This window comes from Massilia phyllostachyos, assembly GCF_021044825.1.
GTDB lineage: Bacteria > Pseudomonadota > Gammaproteobacteria > Burkholderiales > Burkholderiaceae_D > Telluria > Telluria phyllostachyos.
Genome location: NZ_JAJNOC010000007.1, coordinates 154,388 through 174,722 on the forward strand (window position 1 = coordinate 154,388; position 20,335 = coordinate 174,722).

General features: G+C 67.6%; 10 protein-coding genes. 3 read left to right on the forward strand and 7 right to left on the reverse strand.

Features of this window, described 5'->3' with window-relative positions; all coding sequences use genetic code 11:
• Positions 1–13 precede the first annotated feature (13 nt).
• The 6 genes from LQ564_RS19345 to LQ564_RS19370 form a co-directional block, all read right to left on the reverse strand.
• Positions 14–2,362: a GH92 family glycosyl hydrolase gene (locus LQ564_RS19345; RefSeq protein WP_231059747.1), complete on the reverse strand. Its 2,349-nt coding sequence runs from the start codon at positions 2,360–2,362 to the stop codon at positions 14–16.
• A 214-nt stretch (positions 2,363–2,576) separates the two neighbouring features.
• Positions 2,577–10,205: an SdrD B-like domain-containing protein gene (locus LQ564_RS19350; RefSeq protein ID WP_231059748.1), complete on the reverse strand. Its 7,629-nt coding sequence runs from the start codon at positions 10,203–10,205 to the stop codon at positions 2,577–2,579.
• Positions 10,206–10,355: 150 nt separating this feature from the next.
• Positions 10,356–10,544: a PEP-CTERM sorting domain-containing protein gene (locus tag LQ564_RS19355; protein ID WP_231059749.1), complete on the reverse strand. Its 189-nt coding sequence runs from the start codon at positions 10,542–10,544 to the stop codon at positions 10,356–10,358.
• Positions 10,545–10,984: 440 nt separating this feature from the next.
• On the reverse strand, positions 10,985–13,378 hold the full coding sequence (locus tag LQ564_RS19360) for an FtsX-like permease family protein (protein WP_231059750.1): 2,394 nt from the start codon (positions 13,376–13,378) through the stop codon (positions 10,985–10,987).
• A gap of 10 nt (positions 13,379–13,388) precedes the next feature.
• Complete coding sequence (locus LQ564_RS19365; RefSeq protein WP_231059751.1) at positions 13,389–14,069, reverse strand: ABC transporter ATP-binding protein; 681 nt, start codon at positions 14,067–14,069, stop codon at positions 13,389–13,391.
• Positions 14,070–14,110: 41 nt separating this feature from the next.
• Positions 14,111–15,406 (reverse strand): efflux RND transporter periplasmic adaptor subunit, encoded by a 1,296-nt coding sequence (locus LQ564_RS19370; protein ID WP_231059752.1) that lies wholly within the window; start codon positions 15,404–15,406, stop codon positions 14,111–14,113.
• A 184-nt stretch (positions 15,407–15,590) separates the two neighbouring features.
• On the opposite strand from LQ564_RS19370, the gene LQ564_RS19375 reads away from it, so the two are divergent.
• Both LQ564_RS19375 and LQ564_RS19380 read left to right on the forward strand, forming a co-directional pair.
• The gene (locus LQ564_RS19375) at positions 15,591–16,928 is read left to right on the forward strand and encodes a sigma-54-dependent transcriptional regulator (protein ID WP_231059753.1); all 1,338 of its coding nucleotides are present in this window, start codon (positions 15,591–15,593) and stop codon (positions 16,926–16,928) included.
• Positions 16,918–18,147: a sensor histidine kinase gene (locus LQ564_RS19380; RefSeq protein ID WP_231059754.1), complete on the forward strand. Its 1,230-nt coding sequence runs from the start codon at positions 16,918–16,920 to the stop codon at positions 18,145–18,147. The genes LQ564_RS19375 and LQ564_RS19380 overlap by 11 nt, the downstream gene beginning before the upstream one ends.
• Before the next feature lie 38 nt (positions 18,148–18,185).
• Here the strand turns inward: LQ564_RS19380 and LQ564_RS19385 are convergent, their stop codons facing one another.
• Entirely contained in the window at positions 18,186–18,965 is a 780-nt protein-coding gene (locus tag LQ564_RS19385; RefSeq protein WP_231059755.1) for an AraC family transcriptional regulator, read from the reverse strand.
• A gap of 88 nt (positions 18,966–19,053) precedes the next feature.
• Between LQ564_RS19385 and LQ564_RS19390 the strand changes: the two genes are divergently transcribed.
• Positions 19,054–20,265, forward strand: a complete 1,212-nt coding sequence (locus tag LQ564_RS19390) for an MFS transporter (RefSeq protein WP_231059756.1) — start codon at positions 19,054–19,056, stop codon at positions 20,263–20,265.
• Positions 20,266–20,335 lie beyond the last annotated feature (70 nt).

The window sequence follows — 20,335 nt, forward strand, 5'->3', positions numbered from 1 at the left end:
TCAGGTCTGTTGGTTATTGTTGATACGGGGTCTGGGTATAGGGACGTGCGCTGCGCTCCTTGCCCCAGTCCTTGTTCGGGGTGGCCTGCATGGTGAACACCAGTTCGCCGCCGGCGGTGATGTCTTCGTGGCGCAGGAAGGTGCGCGCGAGCGGCTTGCCGTTCAGCAGAGCGCGGCCGATGTAGCGGTTCGCTTCCGACAGGCCGTCGGCGCGGATCGTGAAGCGCTTGCCGTTCGGCAGGTTCAGCTGGGTGCGCTCCAGGAAGGGGCGGCCGATCACGTACTCGTTCGAGCCCGGCGCCACCGGATAGAAGCCCATGGCGGTGAAGGCGAACCAGGCCGACATCTGGCCCAGGTCGTCATTGCCGGACAGGCCGTCCGGGCGGTTGTGGTACTGGCTGGCCATGATCTGGGTCACGCGCTCCTGGGTGCGCCACGGCGCGCCGGCGTAGTTGTACAGGTAGGCCACGTGGTGCGAAGGCTCGTTGCCGTGGGCGTAGTGGCCGATCAGGCCCGAGATGTCTTCCATGTGGGCGTAGAGGTCGTCGCGGATCCTGGCGTCGAACACCTCGTCCATCTTGGCCACCAGGCCGGCGTCGCCGCCGAGGAAGGACAGCAGGCCCGCGTTATCGTGCGGCATATACCAGGAATACTGCCAGGCGCTGCCCTCGGTATAGTCGCTGCCGAAGTTCGACTGCACCGGGTTGAACGGGGTGCGGAATTCGCCGGTCGACTTGCGCGCGCGGATGAAGCCCGTCTCCTTGTCGAACACATTGCGGTAGTTCTGGGCGCGCTTGTAGTAGTTGGCGGCGACATCCTTCTTGCCCATCTTCTCGGCCATGCGCGCGATGGTCCAGTCGTCGAACGCGTATTCGACGGTCTTGGAGGCCGCTTCCGGTTCTTTGTCGATCGGCACGTAACCGAGCTTCATGTAGTGTTCCAGGCCGCCGTAGGGGCCGTACTCGGCGGAGGCCTGCATGGCCTTCAATGCCTTCTCGGGATCGAAGCCCTTGACGCCCTTCATGTAGGCGTCGGCGATCACCGGCACCGCGTGGTAGCCGATCATGCACCAGGTCTCCAGGCCGTGGAAGGACCACACCGGCAGGATGCCGTAGGGGCTGTGTTCCTGGGCCGCGATCAGCGAGTTCACGAAGTCGGCGTTGCGCTTCTCGGGCGCGACCAGCGTGAGCAGCGGGTGCAGGGCGCGGTAGGTGTCCCACAGCGAGAAGGTCGAGTGGAAGTTGAAGCCTTTCGCCTGGTGCACCTGGTTGTCCGGGCCGCGGTAGCGGCCGTCGCGGTCCATGAACAGGGACGGCGCCAGCATGCTGTGGTAGAGCGCCGTGTAGAACATGGTGCGCATCGGCTCCGGCGCTTCGGCCTTCACGGTGGACAAGGCTTCGTTCCACGCGGTCGAGGCGCGGGTGCGCTCGGCGTCGAAGTCCCAGCCCGGCATCTCGTCCAGGTTGGCGATCGCGCTGTCCTCGCTGACCGGCGACAGGGCGACTTTCACCAGGAGCTGGCCGTCGCTCGGCACGCCGAATTCGAGGTTCGCCATCAGCGCCTTGCCTTCGACGATCGGCTTCTCGGCGGGCGTCTTGCCGGGCGAGGCGAAGCCGCGGTACTCGATCGCTTCCTCGCGGTTGAGCAGCTGGCGGTTGGTGATCGGACGCGAGAACTTGATGGCGAAGTAGAGCTGGCGGCCCGGCGCCCAGCCGCGCGTCTCGCGCATGCCGGTGATCGTGGTCGCATCGCGCAGGCGCAGGCGCGACCACAGGTTCTTGCTGCCATAGTCGTAGATGCTCTGGCGCAGGTCGAGGATCACCTTGGCCTGGGCATCCTTGCCGAAGCGGTAGCGGTGCAGGCCGACCCGCTCGCTGGCGGTCAGCTCGACGTCGACCTCGTTGTCCTTCAGGCGCACCGCGTAGTAGCCCGGCTCCGCCTTTTCTTCATCGTGCGAGAAGCGCGAGCGGTAGCCCGAATGCGGCCGCTCGGGATAGCCCGGCTCCAGCTTGGTGTCGCCGCTGTAGGGCATCAGGAGCACGTCGCCCAGGTCCGAGTGGCCGCTGCCCGAGAAGTGGGTATGCGAGAAGCCCAGGATCGAGTCGTCCGCGTAGTTGTAGCCCGAGGCCCAGGGATAGCTTTGGCGGAAGTGGCGCACTTGCGTGTCGGGGCTGAGCTGCACCATGCCGAAGGGCCGGGTAGCGCCGGGGAAGGTATGGCCGTCGCCGCCGGTGCCGATAAACACGTTCACGGCAGCGGCGGGACTGCCGGGCGTGGCGGCATCGGCGGGGTTCACGGCCACGATGGCCAGGATGCTCAGGACGGAAAGAAGGTGAACTGCTCGGGTAAAGCGAACGGTCATGGTGTCTCCAACGGTGGCGTCAGGCGTATTCTTGTGACACGTATATATATGCCGAGTTTGCCTTCTGGGCAACAAAGCAATGCTAAACCGCACCCTATTTAGTATCCTTTTAGTAAACATGCACACCAACCTCGTGTGAGGGGATTGGCGGGAAAACGAAAAAAGGGCTGGAAACCCGGTGGTATCCAGCCCTTTCGCGATGGCGCGGAGACGCTTATGCGGCCATGGCTGCCTGGCCGATGATCGCGACCGGCACCGCCGCATCGGTCTCGACGGAGGCCAGCAGGTCGGCCAGGGTCGGGGCGCCGGAGGCGGCGGCGTCGCGGGCGTCGATGGCGAAGTAGACGTCGGTCATGTCGGTGACGTGGCCGTTCGCCAAGGTGGCGCTGCTGCGCTCGAGGTGCAGGTTGCCCTGGCCGTCGACGAAGGGCAGGACCACGTAGTCGACCTTGAGCGAGACCACGCCCGCCTGCGCCAGCGTCATCAGCTCGCCGTCGTCGGTCTGGTGGTTGCCGTTGGCGTCCTGCCAGATGCGCAGGTCGCCGAAGGCGGCGTCCTGGGCGTCGACCACGCCGTCATGGTTGCTGTCGTAGCTGGCCAGCTGGCTGAAGCCCGCGCCCTGTTTGGCGCCGCCGAACAGTTCCGAGATGTCGTCGATCTTGCCGTTGCCGTTGTGGTCGACCGCCAGGAAGCCGTCGCTCGAGGACAGCCAGCCCGAGGCGATGCCCTTGCCGGTGCCGAGCAGGTCGAAGGTCGCGCTTGAGGCCGAGCGCGCCACGGTGTGCACGCCATCGCCGTTCAGGTCGATCGCGATCGGGGTGATCGCGGCGTCCCACGTCATGTCGTTCTCGCCCGAGCTCAGGGTGATGTTGTCGGTGCGGGTCACGTTCACTTTCGAGACGCCGTCGCCGTTCACGTCCGAGTCGATCGCGTCGTTGTTGCCGACGTTCTTGCTCGCCCACTTCCAGTTGTCCATGTTGATGCCCTTGTAGATGACATCGCCCTTGTCGAACTTCAGGTAGTAGGTGCCCGGGTCCAGGTTGCTGAACTTGTAGTTGCCGCTGCTGTTGGTCTTGGTGGTCGCCAGCAGCGTGCCGCCCGAGGTGTACAGCTGCACGGTGACGCCGCCGATGCCGCCTTCGTTGCTGTCCTGGATGTCGTCGTGGTCCAGGTCTTCCCACACCTTGTCGCCCAGCGAAGCCTTGCGGTACAGGCCCGCATCCCAGGTCAGGTCGTTCTCGCCCTGGGTGAGGGTGATCAGGCCGGTCCTGCCGTTGGCGGTGTCGATGTCCGAGTCGACGCCGTCGTTGCTGCCGACGTTCGGCTTGGTCACGTAGTAGCCGCTCGGTTCCACCACCTCGACGCGGTAGCTGCCCGCGTTCAGGTTGTCGAACAGGTACTTGCCGTTGCTGTCGGTGACGGTGGTTTCCAGCACCTTGCCGCTGGCGTCCAGCAGCTTCACGGTGACGCCCTTGATGCCCGCTTCGCCGCTGTCGCGGATGCCATTGTAGTTGTTGTCTTCCCAGACCGTGTCGCCGATCGAACCGCGCTTGACGGCCACCGGGGTCGGCAGCTTGATGTCGTCGGTGTCGGTCGCGCTGTTGTTGCCGCTGTTGGTGTCGATAAAGGTCGACGGCGGCGTCACCTTGGCGGTGTTCGACAGCTGGGCCGGCACGGTGCCCGCCTTCCATACCAGGAAGTCGTTGTTGTTGCCGCTCGGGTTGCTGCCGGCGACGAAGAACACGTACTTGGCGCTGGCGTCGAAGTTCGACGGACGCAGGCTCAGGATGTCGCCGCTTTCCGCGCCGACGCCGAAGTCGCCGGCCTTGAAGGTGAACTTGGTGGTCAAGCGGGTGATGTCCGGCGTGGCGCTGTCCGACCAGTACAGGGTGCCGATCTCGGCGCCGCCGGAACCGTCCTTGTCCAGGTTCGAGACCCACAGCGAACTCCATTGGTCGGCATCGTCCTTGGTCAGGCGGATGACTTCCATGTTCTTCTGGTTCGACAGGCCGGTGGCGGCTTCGCCGTCCGAGCTGCTCTCGCCGCGCGACAGCACGCCCAGGCCTTTGTCCTCGCCCGAGTCGCGGGCCCACAGGGTGGCGCTGTTGATGCTCGAGCCGGACACCCAGGCCGCTTCGGCGGTCACGCCGTTGACGGTCTTGCTGCTGCCGACGCCGACGTTGTTGCCGAGGGTCGAGAAGTCCGAGATGGTTTCCAGCGCCGACAGCGACGCGACCTTGGCGGTGACGGTGTAGGTGATGCTCGAGCCGCCGTTCAGGGTCACGGTGTCGTTGATGCTGCCGCTGCCCGAGGCCTGGTTGCCGCTGGCGCCACTGGTGGCGCTGCTGGTCCAGGTGACGTTGGTCAGGGTCGACGGGATGCTGTCGGTGACCACGGCGTTGGCCGCGATCGCAGTGCCGGTGTTGGTCACCACGATCTTGTAGGTGATGGTCTGGCCCGGGGTGACGAAGGAGACGCCGTCGGTCTTGGTGATCGATAGGTCGCCGGTTACGTTGACCAGGCCCGCGTCCAGGTTCTTGTTGTTCTCGCCCGATTGCAGGGTGACCACGCGGGTCATGCCGGTGGTCGAGTTGGCGTCCGAATCCGTCACGTCGTTGCCGCCCATGCTGCTGCCGGTATACACGTAGCCGGTCGGCTTGCTGAACTGGACCTGGTACTGTACGCCCGGGGTCAGGTTGCTGAAGTTGTAGGCGCCGTCGGTACCGGTCAGCATCGAGACGCTGGTGTTGTCGGCCGTGGTCGAGAGCAGGCCGTCAAGCCCGCCGCCGATCAGGGTGACGGTGCGGCCGGCCAGGCCGGTGGCGCCGTCGTCCTGCAGGCCGTTGCCGTTGGTGTCGATCCACAGGCGGTCGCCGATGCTGGCGTTGGCGTACACGCCGGCGTCGATGGTGTCGTTGAACTCGCCCGACTTCAGGGTGATCACCTGGGTCTTGCCGGTAACGGCGTCGGCGTCCGAGTCGCTGGCGTCCAGGCCCACGTCCTTCTTGGTGAAGAACATATTGGCTGGTTTACCGAAGGTGACCTGGTACTGCATGCCCGGGACCAGGTCCTTGAACAGGTAGTTGCCGCCGGCGTCGGTGGTGGTGGTCACCGTGGTGTTGTCGGCCGTGGTCGAGATCAGGCCGTCCGCGCCGCCGCCGGTCAGGGTGACGGTCACGCCGGCGACGCCGGTTTCGTTCGCGTCCTGCTGGCCGTTGGCATTGGCGTCGAGCCAGACGCGGTTGCCCAGGCTGGCCGGGGTGTAGATGCCGGCATCGATGGTGGTGTTGTTCTCGCCCGATGCCAGTTTCACGATCTGCGACAGGCCGGTGGTGGCATTGGCGTCCGAATCGCTGGCGTCATTGCCCAGATCCTGCGAGGTGAACACGGTGCCGGCCGGTTTGCCGAACTGGACCTGGTATTCCATGCCCGGCACCAGGCCGCTGAACTTGTAGTTGCCGTTGGCGTCGGTGGTCGTTTCGACGCGGGTATTGTCGCCCCCGGTCGAGATCAGGCCGTCAAGCCCGCCGCCGATCAGGGTGACCTTGACGCCGGCGGCGCCCAGTTCGCCCGCATCCTGCTGGCCGTTGCCGTTGGCGTCGATCCAGACGCGGTCGCCCAGGCTCGCCGGTGCATACACGCCGGCGTCGATGGTGCTGTTGTTTTCGCCCGAGGCCAGCTTGACGACCTGCGACAGGCCGCTCGCATTGGCGTCGGAGTCGCTGGCGTCGTTGCCCTTGTCCTGGGTAGTGAACACGGAGCCGGCAGGGGCGGTGAACTTCACCTGGTACTCGGTGCCCGGGGTCAGGCCCTCGAATTTGTAATTACCGTTGGCGTCGGTGGTGGTGTCGACGCTGGTGTTGTCGCCCGTGGTCGAGAGCAGGCCATCAAGCCCGCCGCCGATCAGGGTCACCTTGGCGCCGGCGACGCCGACTTCGCCCGCATCCTGCTGGCCGTTGGCGTTGGCATCGAGCCAGACGCGGTCGCCCAGGCTCGCAGGCAGGTAGATGCCGGCGTCGATGGTGGCGTTGTGTTCGCCCGACTTGAGCGTGACGACCTGCGACAGGCCATTCGCATTGGCGTCCGAATCGCTGGCGTCATTGTCCTTGTCCTGGGCGGTGAACACGCTGCCGGCAGGCTTGGCGAACTGCACCTGGTATTGCACGCCCGGCGCCAGGCCGTCGAAGCGGTACTTGCCGTCGGCGTCGGTGGTGGTCTCGACGCTGGTGTTGTCGGCAGTCGTGGAGATCAGGCCATCAAGCCCGCCGCTAGTCAAGACAACCTTGACGCCGGCCACACCGGTTTCGCCGTCGTCCTGCTGGCCGTTGCCGTTGGCGTCGAGCCAGACGCGGTCGCCCAGGCTGGCCGGGGCGTATACGCCGGCGTCGATGGTGGTGTTGTTCTCGCCCGATGCGAGTTTCACGATCTGCGACAGGCCGCTGCCGTTCGCATCGCTGTCGGAAGCGTCGTTGCCCTGGTCGGCGCCGGTGAACACGTGGCCGGCCGGTGCGCTGAACTGCACCTGGTATTCCATACCCGGGGTCAGGCCGTCGAACTTGTAGTTGCCGTTGGCGTCGGTGGTGGTTTCCACGGTGGTGTTGTCGGCCGTGGTCGAGATCAGGCCATCGGCGCCGCCGCCGATGAGGGTGACCTTGGCGCCGGCTACGCCGGTTTCGCCCGCATCCTGCTGGCCGTTGGCGTTGGCGTCGATCCAGACGCGGTCGCCCAGGCTGGCGGTCTTGTAGAAGCCTGCGTCGATGGTGGTGTTGTTCTCGCCGGAAGCCAGCTTGACGACCTGCGACAGGCCGCCGACGGCGTCCGAATCGCTCGCGTCGTTGCCGACGTCGGCGCCGGTGGCGACGAAGCCGGCCGGGGCGCCGAACTTGACCTGGTACTCCATGCCTGGGACGAGGCCGGTGAACTTGTAGTTGCCGTTGGCGTCGGTGGTGGTCTCGACGCTGGTGTTGTCGCCCGTGGTCGACAGCAGGCCGTCGGCGCCGCCGCCGATCAGGGTCACGGTCACGCCGCCGATGCCGGCTTCGCCCGCATCCTGCTGGCCGTTGGCGTTGGCGTCATGCCAGACGCGGTCGCCCAGGCTGGCCGGGGCATACACGCCGGCGTCGATGGTGGTGTTGTTCTCGCCCGATGCGAGCTTGACGATCTGCGACAGGCCGGCGCTGTTCGCGTCCGAATCGCTCGCGTCATCGCCCTTGTCCTGGCTGGTGAACACGGTGCCCGCCGGCGCGCCGAACTTGACCTGGTATTCCATGCCCGGAGTCAGGCCGTCGAAGCGGTACTTGCCGTCGGCGTCGGTGGTGGTCTCGACGCTGGTGTTGTCGGCAGTCGTCGAGAGCAGTCCGTCGGCGCCGCCGCCGATCAGGGTGACCTTCACGCCGGCCACGCCGGTTTCGCCATCGTCCTGCTGGCCATTGCCGTTCGCATCCAGCCAGACGCGGTCGCCCAGGCTGGCGCTCTGGTAGAAGCCGGCGTCGATGGTGGTGTTGTTCTCGCCGGAGGTCAGCGTGACGACCTGCGACAGGCCTGCGACCGCATCCGAATCGCCCGCGTCATTGCCCGCGTTGGCCCTGGTGGCGATGAAGCCGTCCGGCGTGCCGAACTTGACCTGGTATTCCACGCCCGGGGTCAGGCCCTCGAACGTGTAGTTGCCGTCGGCGTCGGTGGTGGTGTCGACGCTGGTGTTGTCGTTCGTGGTCGAGAGCAGGCCATCAAGCCCGCCGCCGATCAGGGTGACCTTGGCGCCGGCGACGCCGACTTCGCCCGCATCCTGCTGGCCGTTGGCGTTGGCGTCCAGCCAGACGCGGTCGCCCAGGCTGGCGAGCTTGTAGACACCCGCGTCGATGCTGCCGTTGTGTTCACCCGACTTCAGGGTAAGGACCTGGCTCTTGCCGCCGATGCCCGCATCCGAGTCGGTCTCGTCATCGCCGATGTCGGCGCCGCTGGCGACGTAGCCATCCTTGCCGCCGAAGGTCAGCTGGTATTCCATGCCCGGGGTCAGGCCGTCGAAGCGGTAGCTGCCGCCGGCGCCGGTGACGGTGGTGAATTCGACGTTGTCGGCCGTGGTGGCGATCAGGCCGTCCGCGCCGCCGCCGACCAGGGTCAAGGTCACGCCTTCGATGCCGCTCTCGCCCGCATCCTGCTGGCCATTGGCGTTGGCGTCATGCCAGACGACGTCACCCAGTCTGGCCGGCTTGTACACGCCGGCGTCGATGCTGGTGTTGTTCTCGCCCGAGGCCAGTTTCACGATCTGCGACAGGCCGCCCGCGCCGGCGTCGCTGTCGCCGCTGTCGTCGCCCTTGTCGGCGGCCGTGAACACATGGCCGCTCGGTGCTTCGAACTTCACCTGGTATTCGGCGCCCGGCGTCAGGCCGTCGAACTTGTAGTTGCCGTTGGCGTCAGTCGTGGTCTCGACGCTGGTGTTGTCCGCGGTGGTCGACAGCAGGCCGTCGGCGCCGCCGCCGATCAGGGTCACTTTGGCGCCCGCGATGCCGGTTTCGCCCGCGTCCTGGCGGCCGTTGCCGTTCGCGTCCAGCCAGACGCGGTCGCCCAGGCCGGCGGTCCGGTAGAAGCCGGCGTCGATGGTGGTGTTGTTCTCGCCCGAGGCCAGCTTGACGATCTGAGACAGGCCGCCGACGGCGTCCGAATCGCTGGCGTCGTTGCCGACGTTGGCGTGGGTCGGCACGAAGCCCTCCGGGGCGCCGAACTTGACTTGGTATTCCACGCCCGGGGTCAGGCCGCCGAAGGTGTAGTTGCCGTTGGCGTCGGTGACCATCTCGACGCTGGTGTTATCGAGCGTGGTCGAGATCAGCCCATCGGCGCCGCCGCCGACCAGGGTAACCTTCACGCCGGCGATACCCAGCTCGCCCGCATCTTGCTGGCCGTTGCCGTTGGCGTCATGCCAGACGCGGTCGCCCAGGCTCGCGCTGCGGTAGAAGCCGGCGTCGATGCTGCTGTTGTTTTCGCCCGGTGCGAGCACGACGACGTTGGACAACACGGCGTCGCTGTTGGCGCCCGATGCAGGACTGCCGTCGGACTGGCGCGGGCTGACGCGGTCGTAGCTGGCCGGCAGCGAGAAAGTGACGCGGTACTCGAGCGACGGGGTCAGGCCCTTGAACACGTAGTTGCCGTTGGCGTCGGTGGTGGCGGTGCCCAGCAGTTCTCCGGCGTCGTCGAAATCGCCATCCTGGTTCTGGTCACGCCCCAGCTTGACGGTCACGCCGGCGATGCCTTCCTCGCCGGCGTCCTGGATGCCGTTGGCGTTGGCGTCGTGCCAGACGCGGTCGCCCAGCGAGGCGGCCTTCATTTCCACGATCAGCGGCTGGCGGTGGACGCTGTTCGCCCACGGATCCACGATCACGCCGATGGTGTCGCCGATGTCCGGGACGTAGCCATCGTGCTGCATCGCTTCGGCGACCAGGGCGTCGATCTTCTGGATATCCTGCGGGCCGATGTAGTTCTTGAGGGGCGAGCTGCCCATCATCTTCCAGATGGCGCCCTGGACGTCGCCGTCGACCGCGTTCAGGCGCTTGTAATTGTTCAGCAGCCAGTTAATGTTGTCCAGGTTCGCCAGGTTGATGCTGTTCGCAAGACCGGGGACGGCGGACAGGCTGCCGATCTCGTACGACGAATAGATATAAGCACTATAGGTCGCCTCGATCGGCAGCGGGATATCCTTGGCCAGGCACCACGGGGTGTACAGCGTGCCGGCGGACGTGTTGCCCGGATTCAGCGGCGTGACGCCCTGGATGTACAGGCCCGGGAGCCAGTAGTGATCGGGCGAACCCCATTCGGAGACGAAAGTAATAACGCGCGGCGTGGCTGACATGGTTGTCCTTGGAAACGTATTTGGAGGATCAATCGCCAAATTTTGGCGAACAGGTGCCCATGCGGGCCTGTTCGGGCCAGCGCCGGGTTCACTAACGGGTTGTGCTGCGATGCATTGCGCGCAAGGTTCAGCGCGCAATGGAGAACCGGATTACTTTTTCTTCCGGAACTTGGCGACAGCGATCGCGACACCGATCGCGCCGAGGAACAGGGCAGGGGTGCTCGGTTCCGGCACTTCGCACGGACCAAAACGACCGCCGCAGGTGTCTGCAGCAGCATTGCCGATCAGCATGACCAGCGGAGCGCCTGCGAGAAGCAGGTTGTTGACGAATTTCTTCATGGGTTTCCCTCGTTTATTGTGGTGTGGGACAGCGTTCACACAGTGACTGAATTGCACTGGTTACAACGATCATTTCTTATTTGCACTATGTGAGGCGTGATGATCTCATGCCATTTATTTTTTTTCAAGGAAATTGTTCTAAATGTAAGCTTAATGCAACGGGGAAATTGATGATATCGCTTGCGCAATACAGAAAATTCCCTAGGGAAACTAATTAAGTGATGAAACCGGGGCCGTCTCGCTGTCGGAATCGTCAAATTACGCTAATCATCTGCAAACAATTGGAGAGATTTACAGCGTCGGGGATGTTGACGATTGTTGTGTGAATGTTCATGTTTATCGGCCTCCGTAATACATGGAAAGGACAAAAAATTGCCATTTCTTGCGGAAATGGCAATTTTGGGTATGGCGGGGAGTGAGGCCGGCTGTATGCGCCTGTGCTACTCGCGCAAGGCCTGGACCGGGCGGATCCGCATCGCGCTTACCACATGGCGGACGGTCGAGCCCAGCGCCACCAGCAAGGCGACCGCCAGCGCCGCGGCCAGGGTCCAAGCGCCGACTGGGGCGCGCTCGGCAAAGCCGGCGAGATAGCGCTCCAGCGCCAGCCATGCGACCGGCAGGCCGATCAGCGCGCCGATGCCGATCAGGGCCAGGAACTCGCGCGCTACCAGGCGGCCGATGGCGGCGCTGCCGGCGCCGTAGAGTTTTCTCAGTACGATCTCGCGCGCCTTGCGCTGCACGTTGTAGGCCGCCAGCACGTAGATGCCAAAGGCGGCGATCGCGGTGGCGATCACGCTGGACGCGGCCAGCAGCTTGGCCAGGCGCAGGTCGTCGGCATAGCTCTGCGCGAACAGCGCCGACATGCGCTGCACCTGCAGCACGTCGTTCGGGAAGTAGCGCGGCCACAGCGCCTCGATCGCGTGCTGGACGCCTTCACGGTCCGCGGTGCGGACCGTGAACACGCCGGTCTGCAGGCCCAGGCGGTACATCGTCGGCTGCGGTTCTTCGCGTGCGGAGACGTCGCGGATGTCGGGGACGACGCCGATCACCTGCTTGATGCTGCCGTTGCCGACATCGATCGACTTGCCGGCCGCCTCCAGGGCGCTGGAGAAGCCGAGCGTGCGCACCGCCGCCTCGTTGATGACGATCTTGTCTTCGTCCGCCGGCCGGTCGCGCGCCGGGTCGTACAGGCGTCCGGCGACGGGCTTCAGGCCGTACACGCCGAAGAAGTCGGGACTGATGCGGAACCAGCTGACCGAGACCGTGGTGCCGCCTTCGCGCTTCATCGAGTTGGTGTTGATATTCGTGGTCATGGGGACGTTGCTGACGGCAACGCCGCTGACGCCGGGGATGCGGGCCAGGGCGTCGCGGAAGGCGCTCACGTTCGCGTCGCGCATGTCGCCGGCGGTTTCCACGATCAGGAGAGGATCCGGGTCGAAGCCCGGATCGAGGCTGCTGGCGTAACGGGTCTGCCAGGCCACGCCCAGGGTCAGCCCGGTCAACCCCATGGCGGTGGCGAACTGCAGCACGGTGAGAACCCGGCGCAGGCGCAGGCCGCCGACCGTTTCGCTGTTGCCGCGGCCGGCCAGGGCCGCGGTCGGGCGTACCTTGATCGCGGACCATGCCGGGTAGGCGCCCGCCAGCAAGCCCACCAGCACGCCCAGCGCCAGGCTGACGACGAGTGCGAGCGGATTGAAGATGTGGTCGAGCTTGCGTTGCACCAGGTCAGCGAACACCGGCAGCAGCAGCCAGGCAAGCAGCAGGCCGATCACGGTCGCGACCAGGCACACCAGCACCGACTCGGCCAGGAAGTGGCGGCTCACCGCCTTGGCGCCGGCGCCGAGCACTTTGCGCATCGCGATCTCACGCTGGCGCCGCACCGTGCGTACGGTGGCCAGGTTGACGTAGTTGGTGGCCGCCAGCACCAGGATCAGCAAGCCTACTGCGGCCAGGCCGAAGATGGCCTTGCGCTCCCCGTGCACCGGATTGCTTCCCTTGATCAGCGGGTCGAGGTAGGCGTCGGCCAGGGGGCCGAGGCGGAAGTCGATCATGTCGCGGCCGTTCAGTGAAGCGATCTGGTCCGGGCTCTGGCGCTGGTAGAAGCTGGACGCCAGCATCGTGCGCCGCATCGCGGCCAACGCCTGCGCCGCATCGGCGCCGGGCAGCAGCTTAATATACACCCGGCCATGCGAAGAGCCCCAGTTGTTCGTGACCAGCTCGCGGTATTCGGCATTCCAGATGCGGGTCCGGATGCCGGCCAGCGCGGCATAGGGCAGGGTGGTGGCGGCCGGCTGGTCTTCCAGCAGCGCGCCCACCTGGTAGGATTGCCCGGCGATGCCGATCGTCTTGCCCACCACGTCCAGCGACCCGAACAGCTTGAGCGCGGTCTCGCGCGTCAAGGCCAGGGCGTCGGGACGCGCCAGGGTCGCGCCCAGGTCGCCAGCGAGGACCTTGGGCCGGAAAATCTCGCGGAAAGCGGTATCGACCACGCTCACGTCGATGGTCTGCACCGCGCCGCCGATGCGTACGTCGACGTCGCGCGAGATCATGGCGCTGGCCAGCAGCGGCTGGCCGCTGGCGAGAATGGCGTCGCGCGCCGGCAGGCTGACGCCGTCGCCCCACCGGGCGCCGGCAAAGATGTTCCAGTGCTGCATCAGGCGATAGACCTGGCCGCGCTCCGGCACGTGGCGATCATACGAGAACGAATGCACCACGTAGCCGAGCAGCAGGAAGCAGGTGGCGAAGCCCACCGCCAGGCCCATGACGACGACGGCGGAGTAGGCCGGTTCCTTGACCAGCAGGCGCCAGCCGATGCGGAAATCGCGAAGTATCATCGGGCGCTCCTCATGCCGCCTGCAGGGCGTCGACCACCACCCGGCCGTCGACCAGGTGCAGGGTGCGCGAGGCCTGGGCCGCGTGGCTGGGCGAGTGGGTGACCATGACCACGGTCGTCCCTTCCGCGTTGATGTTGCGCAGCAGGCGCATCACCTCGTCGCCATGGGCGGTGTCGAGGTTGCCGGTCGGTTCGTCGGCCAGCAGCATCGCGGGCTGCGCCACCAGGGCGCGCGCGATCGCCACGCGCTGCTGCTGGCCGCCGGAGAGCTGGGAAGGATGGTGGCGCGCGCGGTGCGCCACGCCCAGCCGCTCCAGCATCGCCTCCACCCGGCGGCGCCGTTCGAGGGCCGGGGTGCCGGTGTATTCGAGGGCCAGCTCGACGTTCTCGTAGACCGACAATTCCTCGATCAGGTTGAAGCTCTGGAAGATGAAACCGATCTTGCCGCGCCGCAGGGCATTGAGTTTCGCTTCGCTCCAGCCGGCCACGTTCTGGCCTTCGAAGAAGTAGTCGCCCTCGTTCGGCACGTCGAGCAGGCCGAGGACCGACAGCAGGGTCGACTTGCCGCAGCCGGAGGGCCCGGTGATGGCGACGTATTCGCCGGCCGCGATGTCGACGTCGACGCGGTCGAGGGCGCGGGTCTGGACTTCTCCCGCGAGGTGGATCTTGGAGACGCCCCTGAGTTTCAGCATGGTGCTTCCTTTCTTGTTTTGTCGTTCGTTTGAATTTGATTCTAGCGGTTGATCTGCAGCTGCTCGGCCTTGCCGAACGGCGCATAGCTGGAGACGACGACCTGCTCGCCGGAGTTCAGCCCGGACAGCACTTCGACGTGGCTGTTGTTGCGGCGGCCCAGGCGCACCGTGCGCTTGCGGACGTCGTGGCCGTTCTTCTCGAGCACGAAGACCCAGGCGCCACCGCTGTCGTTCATGAAAGGCCCGATCGGCAGCAGCAGGGCCCTGGCCGGCTGGCCCAGGGTCAGCTGGGCGTCCAGGCTCTGGCCGGGGCTGAGTACCGCCGGCTGGCCATCGGTGAACACCATCTCGGCGGTGAAGCGGCCCTCGCGGATCTGCGGGAACACGGCGCTGACCCTGAGCGGATGGCGCTTGCCTTCCTGCGTCACGCCGCCCTGCAGACCGCGCGTGACCCGGCTCAGGTAGAACTCGTCGATCTGGACCGACATCTTGAAGCGCTTGGGGTCGTCGATGCGGCCGACGTTCTGGTCGGGGCGCACGGTCTGGCCGACCTGCAGACGGAAGTCGGTCAGCACGCCGGCGGCCGGCGCCCGCACGTTGAGCGCGTCGACAGTGGCGCTGACCAGGTGCAGGCCGGACTGGAAGCCGTCGATCGCGGTCTCCATCTGCTGCAGGCCGCGCTGGCGCACGCCTTCCTCGGTCTCGATGCTGCGCCGCTCGTTGTCCAGCACGCGGCGCTGCTGCGCCAGCTTGTCGCTGGACTCGTCCAGGGCGACCGCCGAAATGAAGCCCTGCTGCGCCAGTTTCTGGTTGCGGCTATGCTGCTTGACCGCCTGCAGCAAGGTGAATTCGAGGTCGGCCAGGCGCCGGCGGTGCTCGCTGCGGCCGGCCTCCTGCGCCACGCGCAGGTTGGCCAGGTTCGAGATCTGCTGCGCGTGCTCGGCCTGGCGCTCGAGCAGGGCCAGGTTGCGCATCGGGTTCGACAGGCGGAACAGCAGCTGGCCCTTGGCGACCGGCTGGCCATCCTCGACCAGCACTTCCTCGACCCGGCCCGATTCGACCGAGTCGAGCATGATGGAGTTCAGCGGCTGGGCGCTGGCGCGCACCACGATGTCGTCGCGGAACACGCCCCGTTCGACGCGGGCGAGGCGCACGTCGGCGGCGTCGACCTGCAGGCCGTGCGGCATCAGACGCCAGGCGCCGGCGCCGAAGGCGGCGAGCAGCAGCAGGGCGGCGCCGATGCGCAGATAGAGGCGGCGCTTCGGCCTGGTCACCACCATGTCCATGGCGGCGCCGGTGACGGCGCTGTGTGCTGCTTGTGGGGGTAGTCGGTCCATGCGTTGCGGGTGTCAAAGTGTCGATGCCTCCTTCATCGCAACTTCCGTGCCACGCGCTTTCTGGCTCTTGCCGACACGGTTTCGCACCGAACTGTCCGGAAGCGGACAGGTATGCATGTGCGGGAGCGGACAGGTGTCCGGCGACCTGTCCACCGCGGCCGGATGCGCTGCTAGAATGCGCTCCATGCCGCCATCGCCCGCTTCCATCCTGATCCTCGACGACGACGACGACGTCGCCTGCGCCGCCCAGCTGCTGCTGCGCCGGCGCCATGCGCGGGTGGCGACCCTGGGGGACCCGGCGCAGCTCGATGCGCGGCTCGCCGCCAGCCGGCCGGACGTGGTGCTGCTGGACCTGAACTTCACGCCGGGACGCATCGATGGCCTCGAGGGCCTGGCGGTGCTGGCGCGCCTGCGCGCGCTGCCGCGGCCCCCGGCGGTGATCGCGCTGACCGCCTACGCCGACGTGCCGCTCGCGGTCGAGGCCATCAAGCGCGGCGCGCTCGACTTCATCACCAAGCCCTGGGACAACGACCGGCTGGTGGCGGCGGTGGACGGCGCCGTGGCGCGCCAGGCGGCGGCGCCCGCGGCAGGGGACGGCTCGCCGCTGATGGGCGACTCCAGCCCGATGCACGCCTTGAGGTCGATGATCGCCGCCGTCGCCCCGACCGAGGCCAACGTCATGGTGCTGGGCGAAAACGGCGTCGGCAAGGAATTGGTGGCGCGCGCCATCCATGCGGCCTCGCGCCGCGCGCCCGCGACCTTTCTCGCGGTGGACATGGGCGCGCTGCCGGAAGCGACCTTCGAGAGCGAACTGTTCGGCCACCGCAAAGGCTCCTTCACCGACGCGCGAAGCGACCGCGCCGGACGCTTCCAGGCGGCGCGCGGCGGCACCCTGTTCCTCGACGAGATCGGCAACATGCCGCTCGGCGCCCAGGCCAAGCTGCTGACCGCGCTGGAACGGCGCGAAGTCACCCCGCTCGGCGCCGACCGCGCCGAGGGCCTCGACGTGCGCGTGGTGAGCGCCACCAACCTGGACGAGGCGCGCCTGTTCGACCCGTCCGTGTTCCGGCCCGACCTGCTGTTCCGCCTGAACACCATCGTGCTGCGGGTGCCGCCGCTGCGCGAACGGCAGGAAGACATCCCGCAGCTGCTGCACCACTACCTGTCGCTGTACGAAAGCCAGTACGGGCGGCCGGTGCGCGAGCTGGCGCCGCACACGCAGGAGCGCCTGTGCGCCTGGTCCTGGCCCGGCAACGTGCGCGCGCTGCGCCATGCCTGCGAACGGGCGGCGATCCTGGCGCCCGGGCTTGAATACCACTTCGAGGACTTCGGCCTGGCCACGCCTGCAACCGCCACTGTCGCTGCGCCTGCCGAGCCGGAGGACTTCCGTCTCGGCGCGCGCGAACGCGACACCATCGCCGCCGCCCTCGACAAGGCCAAGGGCAATATCAGCATGGCGGCGCGCATGCTGGGCCTGAGCCGCGCCGCCCTGTATCGCAAGATGGAAAAGCATGGCCTCTGAGGCGCGCCTGAAAACGGCGGCACTCTTGTGCGCGCTGGGTGCGGCGCTGCTCGGCTACCTGGCCGGCCGGGTCCACGACGCGCCGCGCCTGGTGGTGCTGTGCGGCCTGGCGGCCTGGCCGCTGCTGTTCGCACTGATGCGCTGTACGACGCGGCTGGCCATGCTGCGCCGCCCCAGGCCGCCGGAAACGAAGGCGGTGCTCACGATCGAGCAGCAGCACCTGGTCGACCAGGCCCAGGCCCTGGAAGCGCGCCTGGAGCATGCGCCGATCGCGCTGTTTCGCATCGAAGGCGGGGTGGTGGCGCCCCTGAACGGCAATGCGCGCAAGCTGGTCGCGCCGGGCCGCGCCAGCGATCCGTCCAGCCTGTATGCGGAACTGGTCGCCCAGGCGGGCGAGGGCCGCGGCATGATCGCCTTCGACACCGAGCGCGGCGTCGAGCGTGCGCTGGTGGCGGTATCGACGCTGGCGCTGCAGGGAAGCAGCCAGCGCCTGGCGGCCCTGATGCCGGTCGAGAGCGAGCTGGAAGCGGCGGCGCTCGATGCCTGGCGCCAGCTGGTGCACGTGCTGACCCACGAGATCATGAATTCGCTCACCCCGGTGGCCTCGCTGTCGCGCACCGCGCGCGCCATGCTCGAGGAGTGCCGCCCGGGCCTGGCGCCGGACGTGGGCGACGACCTGGTGACGGCACTGGATGCGATCAGCCGCCGCGCCGACAGCCTGGCCGCCTTTGTCGCCAGCTACCGCAGCCTGTCCAACGTGCCGGCCGCGCAGCCGGAGCGGATCGTGCTGCAGGACCTGTTCGAACGGGTGCGCGCGCTGGTCGGCCCCGGCTGGCGTGCGCGCGGCGGCGAGGTGCTGTTCGCCGTGGAGCCGTCCTCGCTCGAGCTGGTGGCCGATCCCGGCCAGCTGGAGCAGGCCCTGATCAACCTGCTCAAGAACGCCTTCGAGGCCAGCGGCGCGGTCGCGGGGGCGGGCGCGCGCGTCACGGCGCGCCTGGTGCGCGGCGGCCGGCTGCGCATCGAGGTGTCGGACGACGGGCCAGGGGTGCCGCCGGAACTGGTGGCCCATATCTTCACGCCCTTCTTCACTACCAAGAAGCAGGGCGGGGGAATTGGCCTGGCGATGGTGCGGCACCTGGTCCACGGCAACGGCGGCACGGTGCGCTACGCGCGTCCGCTGGGGCAGGGCCAGGGCGCCCGCTTCGTCATCAGCTTCTAGTAGGGTGGGCTGGCAATTCCGGGCATTGCCCGCCCACCCTACGTTAAGCCGGCGGCGAAATAGGCGGACGGCGGGGCGCCGAAGGTCTTGCGGAACATCGCCGTGAACGCCGACTGGCTGGCGTAGCCGAGCTGCTCGGCCACCTGCCACAGCGGCATGCCGCGCGCGATCAGCGAGGCGCCGTGGGCCAGGCGCACCTGGCGCCGCCACTGGCCGAAGCTCATGCCCAGCTCCGTCTCGAACAGGCGCGCCAGCGTGCGTTCGGACGCGCCGGCGGCGCGCGCCCATTCGCCCAGGGTGCGGCTGTCGCCCGGCGCTTCCATCAGCGCCCGGCACAGGTGCAGCAGGCGCTTGTCGCGCGGCAGCGGCACGCGGATCGGCCGGGTCGGGGCCTGCGCCAGCTCGTCGAGGATCAGTTCCCCGAGCAGGGCCGCGCGCCGTTCCGGCAGCCCGTCGCCGCCGGTCACCAGCGCCGCGATCAGTTCGCGCAGCAGGGCGCCGACTTCCACCACGCGGCAGTTCTCGCCCGGGAAGGGCGCGCGCGTCGCGTGCACGCGCAGCGGCGTCAGGCGCGCGGCTTCCAGCAAGGTGACTTCATGCTCGACGTGCGGGGCGATCCAGATCGCGCGCTGCGGCGGCACGATCCAGCTGCCGCCGTCCGCGCTCACACGCAGCATGCCGTCGGCGGCATAGGTCAGCTGGCCCCACTCGTGGCTGTGGGCGCCGACCACGACGTCGGCCGGCAGGTCGCGTGCCGAAAGACCGACCGGGCGTTCGCAGGTCGGGCCCGGCCCGGCGGCGGGAGGAAGGGTGCGCATGACGGTTTCTCGATAAATCTTGACACGCTATCTTAAAACGGACGGCGCGATCGTGCTTACACTGGCCTTTTCGACAAACAGCACGAGCATGAAAAACGACGACAACAGCTTGCGGCAGGATGCGCGCGTGATCGGCCTGGTCGGCCTGGCGCACGGCACATCGCACTTCTACCACCTGATCCTGGCGGCCCTGATCCCCTGGCTGAAGCCCGCCTTCAACCTCAGCTACACCGAGCTGGGCCTCCTGATGACGGTGTTCTTCGTCGTCTCCGGCGTCGGCCAGGCGCTGGCCGGCTTCGTGGTCGACCGCTTCGGCGCGCGCGCCGTGCTGTTCTCGGGGATCGCGATGCTCGGTGTCTCCGCGCTGGTGCTGTCGCAGGCCGGCGGCTACGCGGGGCTCGCAGTGGGCGCCTTCCTCGCCGGCGTCGGCAACTCGGTGTTCCACCCGGCCGACTACACCTTGCTGAACCAGCGCGTCTCGCGCCCGCGGCTGGCGCACGGTTTCTCGGTGCACGGCATCAGCGGGAACATCGGCTGGGCCGCCTCGCCGCTGTTCCTGGCGACCATCGCGGCCAGCCAGGGCTGGCGCGTGGCGCTGTTGTGCGCGGCGGCGTTGCCGGTGGCGGTGCTGCTGCTCCTGGTGCTGAACCGCCACGCGCTGTATCCGGACCCGATCGTCCGCCATCAAGCCGGCGCGGGCGGCGACACGCTCGGCTTCCTCAGGCTGCGCGCGGTGTGGCTGTGCTTCGGCTTCTTCCTCCTGACCGCCGTCGCCCTGGGCGGCATCCAGGCCTTCTCGACCATCAGTCTTGAATCGTTGTACGGCATCTCGCACGTGCTGGCCACCAGCTCCTACACCGCCTACATGCTGGCCTCGGCGCTGGGCATGGTCGCGGGCGGCTTCCTCGGCGCAGGCAGCCAGCACCATGACCGCATCGTGGCGCTGGCCTTTTCGGCGGCGGCGCTGCTGGCGCTGGTGTTGGCGGCGGGCGCCGGTCCGGCCTGGATGGCGCTGCCGCTGATGGCGCTGATCGGCCTGTGCTCGGGCGTGGCCGGCCCCTCGCGCGACCTGATGATCCGCGCCGCGGCGCCGGCCGGCGCCACCGGCCGCGTGTATGGCGTGGTGTATTCGGGCCTGGACAGCGGGTTGGCGATCGGTCCGCTGCTGTTCGGGCTGGTGATGGATGCGGGCCACCCGGGCTGGGTGTTCGCGGGCGTGGCGCTGTTCCAGGCGCTGGCGATCGCTACCGCGGTGGGCGTGGGCGGCAATACCCGTGCGCGCAGGCTCGGCGTCGCCTGACACGCAAGACGGGTTCGCCATCGCAGGCCGCGCCGTGCGGCCTGCATCGAGGATCGACCGCCGTCAGCGC

What these genes read in the sequence shown, in the direction of transcription:
- LQ564_RS19345 (WP_231059747.1), bottom strand. Translation starts at nt 2,362, where the DNA reads ATGACCGTTCGCTTTACCCGAGCAGTTCACCTTCTTTCCGTCCTGAGC.
- LQ564_RS19355 (WP_231059749.1), bottom strand. Translation starts at nt 10,544, where the DNA reads ATGAAGAAATTCGTCAACAACCTGCTTCTCGCAGGCGCTCCGCTGGTC.
- LQ564_RS19380 (WP_231059754.1), top strand. Translation starts at nt 16,918, where the DNA reads ATGGCCTCTGAGGCGCGCCTGAAAACGGCGGCACTCTTGTGCGCGCTG.
- LQ564_RS19360 (WP_231059750.1), bottom strand. Translation starts at nt 13,378, where the DNA reads ATGATACTTCGCGATTTCCGCATCGGCTGGCGCCTGCTGGTCAAGGAA.
- LQ564_RS19370 (WP_231059752.1), bottom strand. Translation starts at nt 15,406, where the DNA reads ATGGACCGACTACCCCCACAAGCAGCACACAGCGCCGTCACCGGCGCC.
- LQ564_RS19375 (WP_231059753.1), top strand. Translation starts at nt 15,591, where the DNA reads ATGCCGCCATCGCCCGCTTCCATCCTGATCCTCGACGACGACGACGAC.
- LQ564_RS19385 (WP_231059755.1), bottom strand. Translation starts at nt 18,965, where the DNA reads ATGCGCACCCTTCCTCCCGCCGCCGGGCCGGGCCCGACCTGCGAACGC.
- LQ564_RS19390 (WP_231059756.1), top strand. Translation starts at nt 19,054, where the DNA reads ATGAAAAACGACGACAACAGCTTGCGGCAGGATGCGCGCGTGATCGGC.
- LQ564_RS19350 (WP_231059748.1), bottom strand. Translation starts at nt 10,205, where the DNA reads ATGTCAGCCACGCCGCGCGTTATTACTTTCGTCTCCGAATGGGGTTCG.
- LQ564_RS19365 (WP_231059751.1), bottom strand. Translation starts at nt 14,069, where the DNA reads ATGCTGAAACTCAGGGGCGTCTCCAAGATCCACCTCGCGGGAGAAGTC.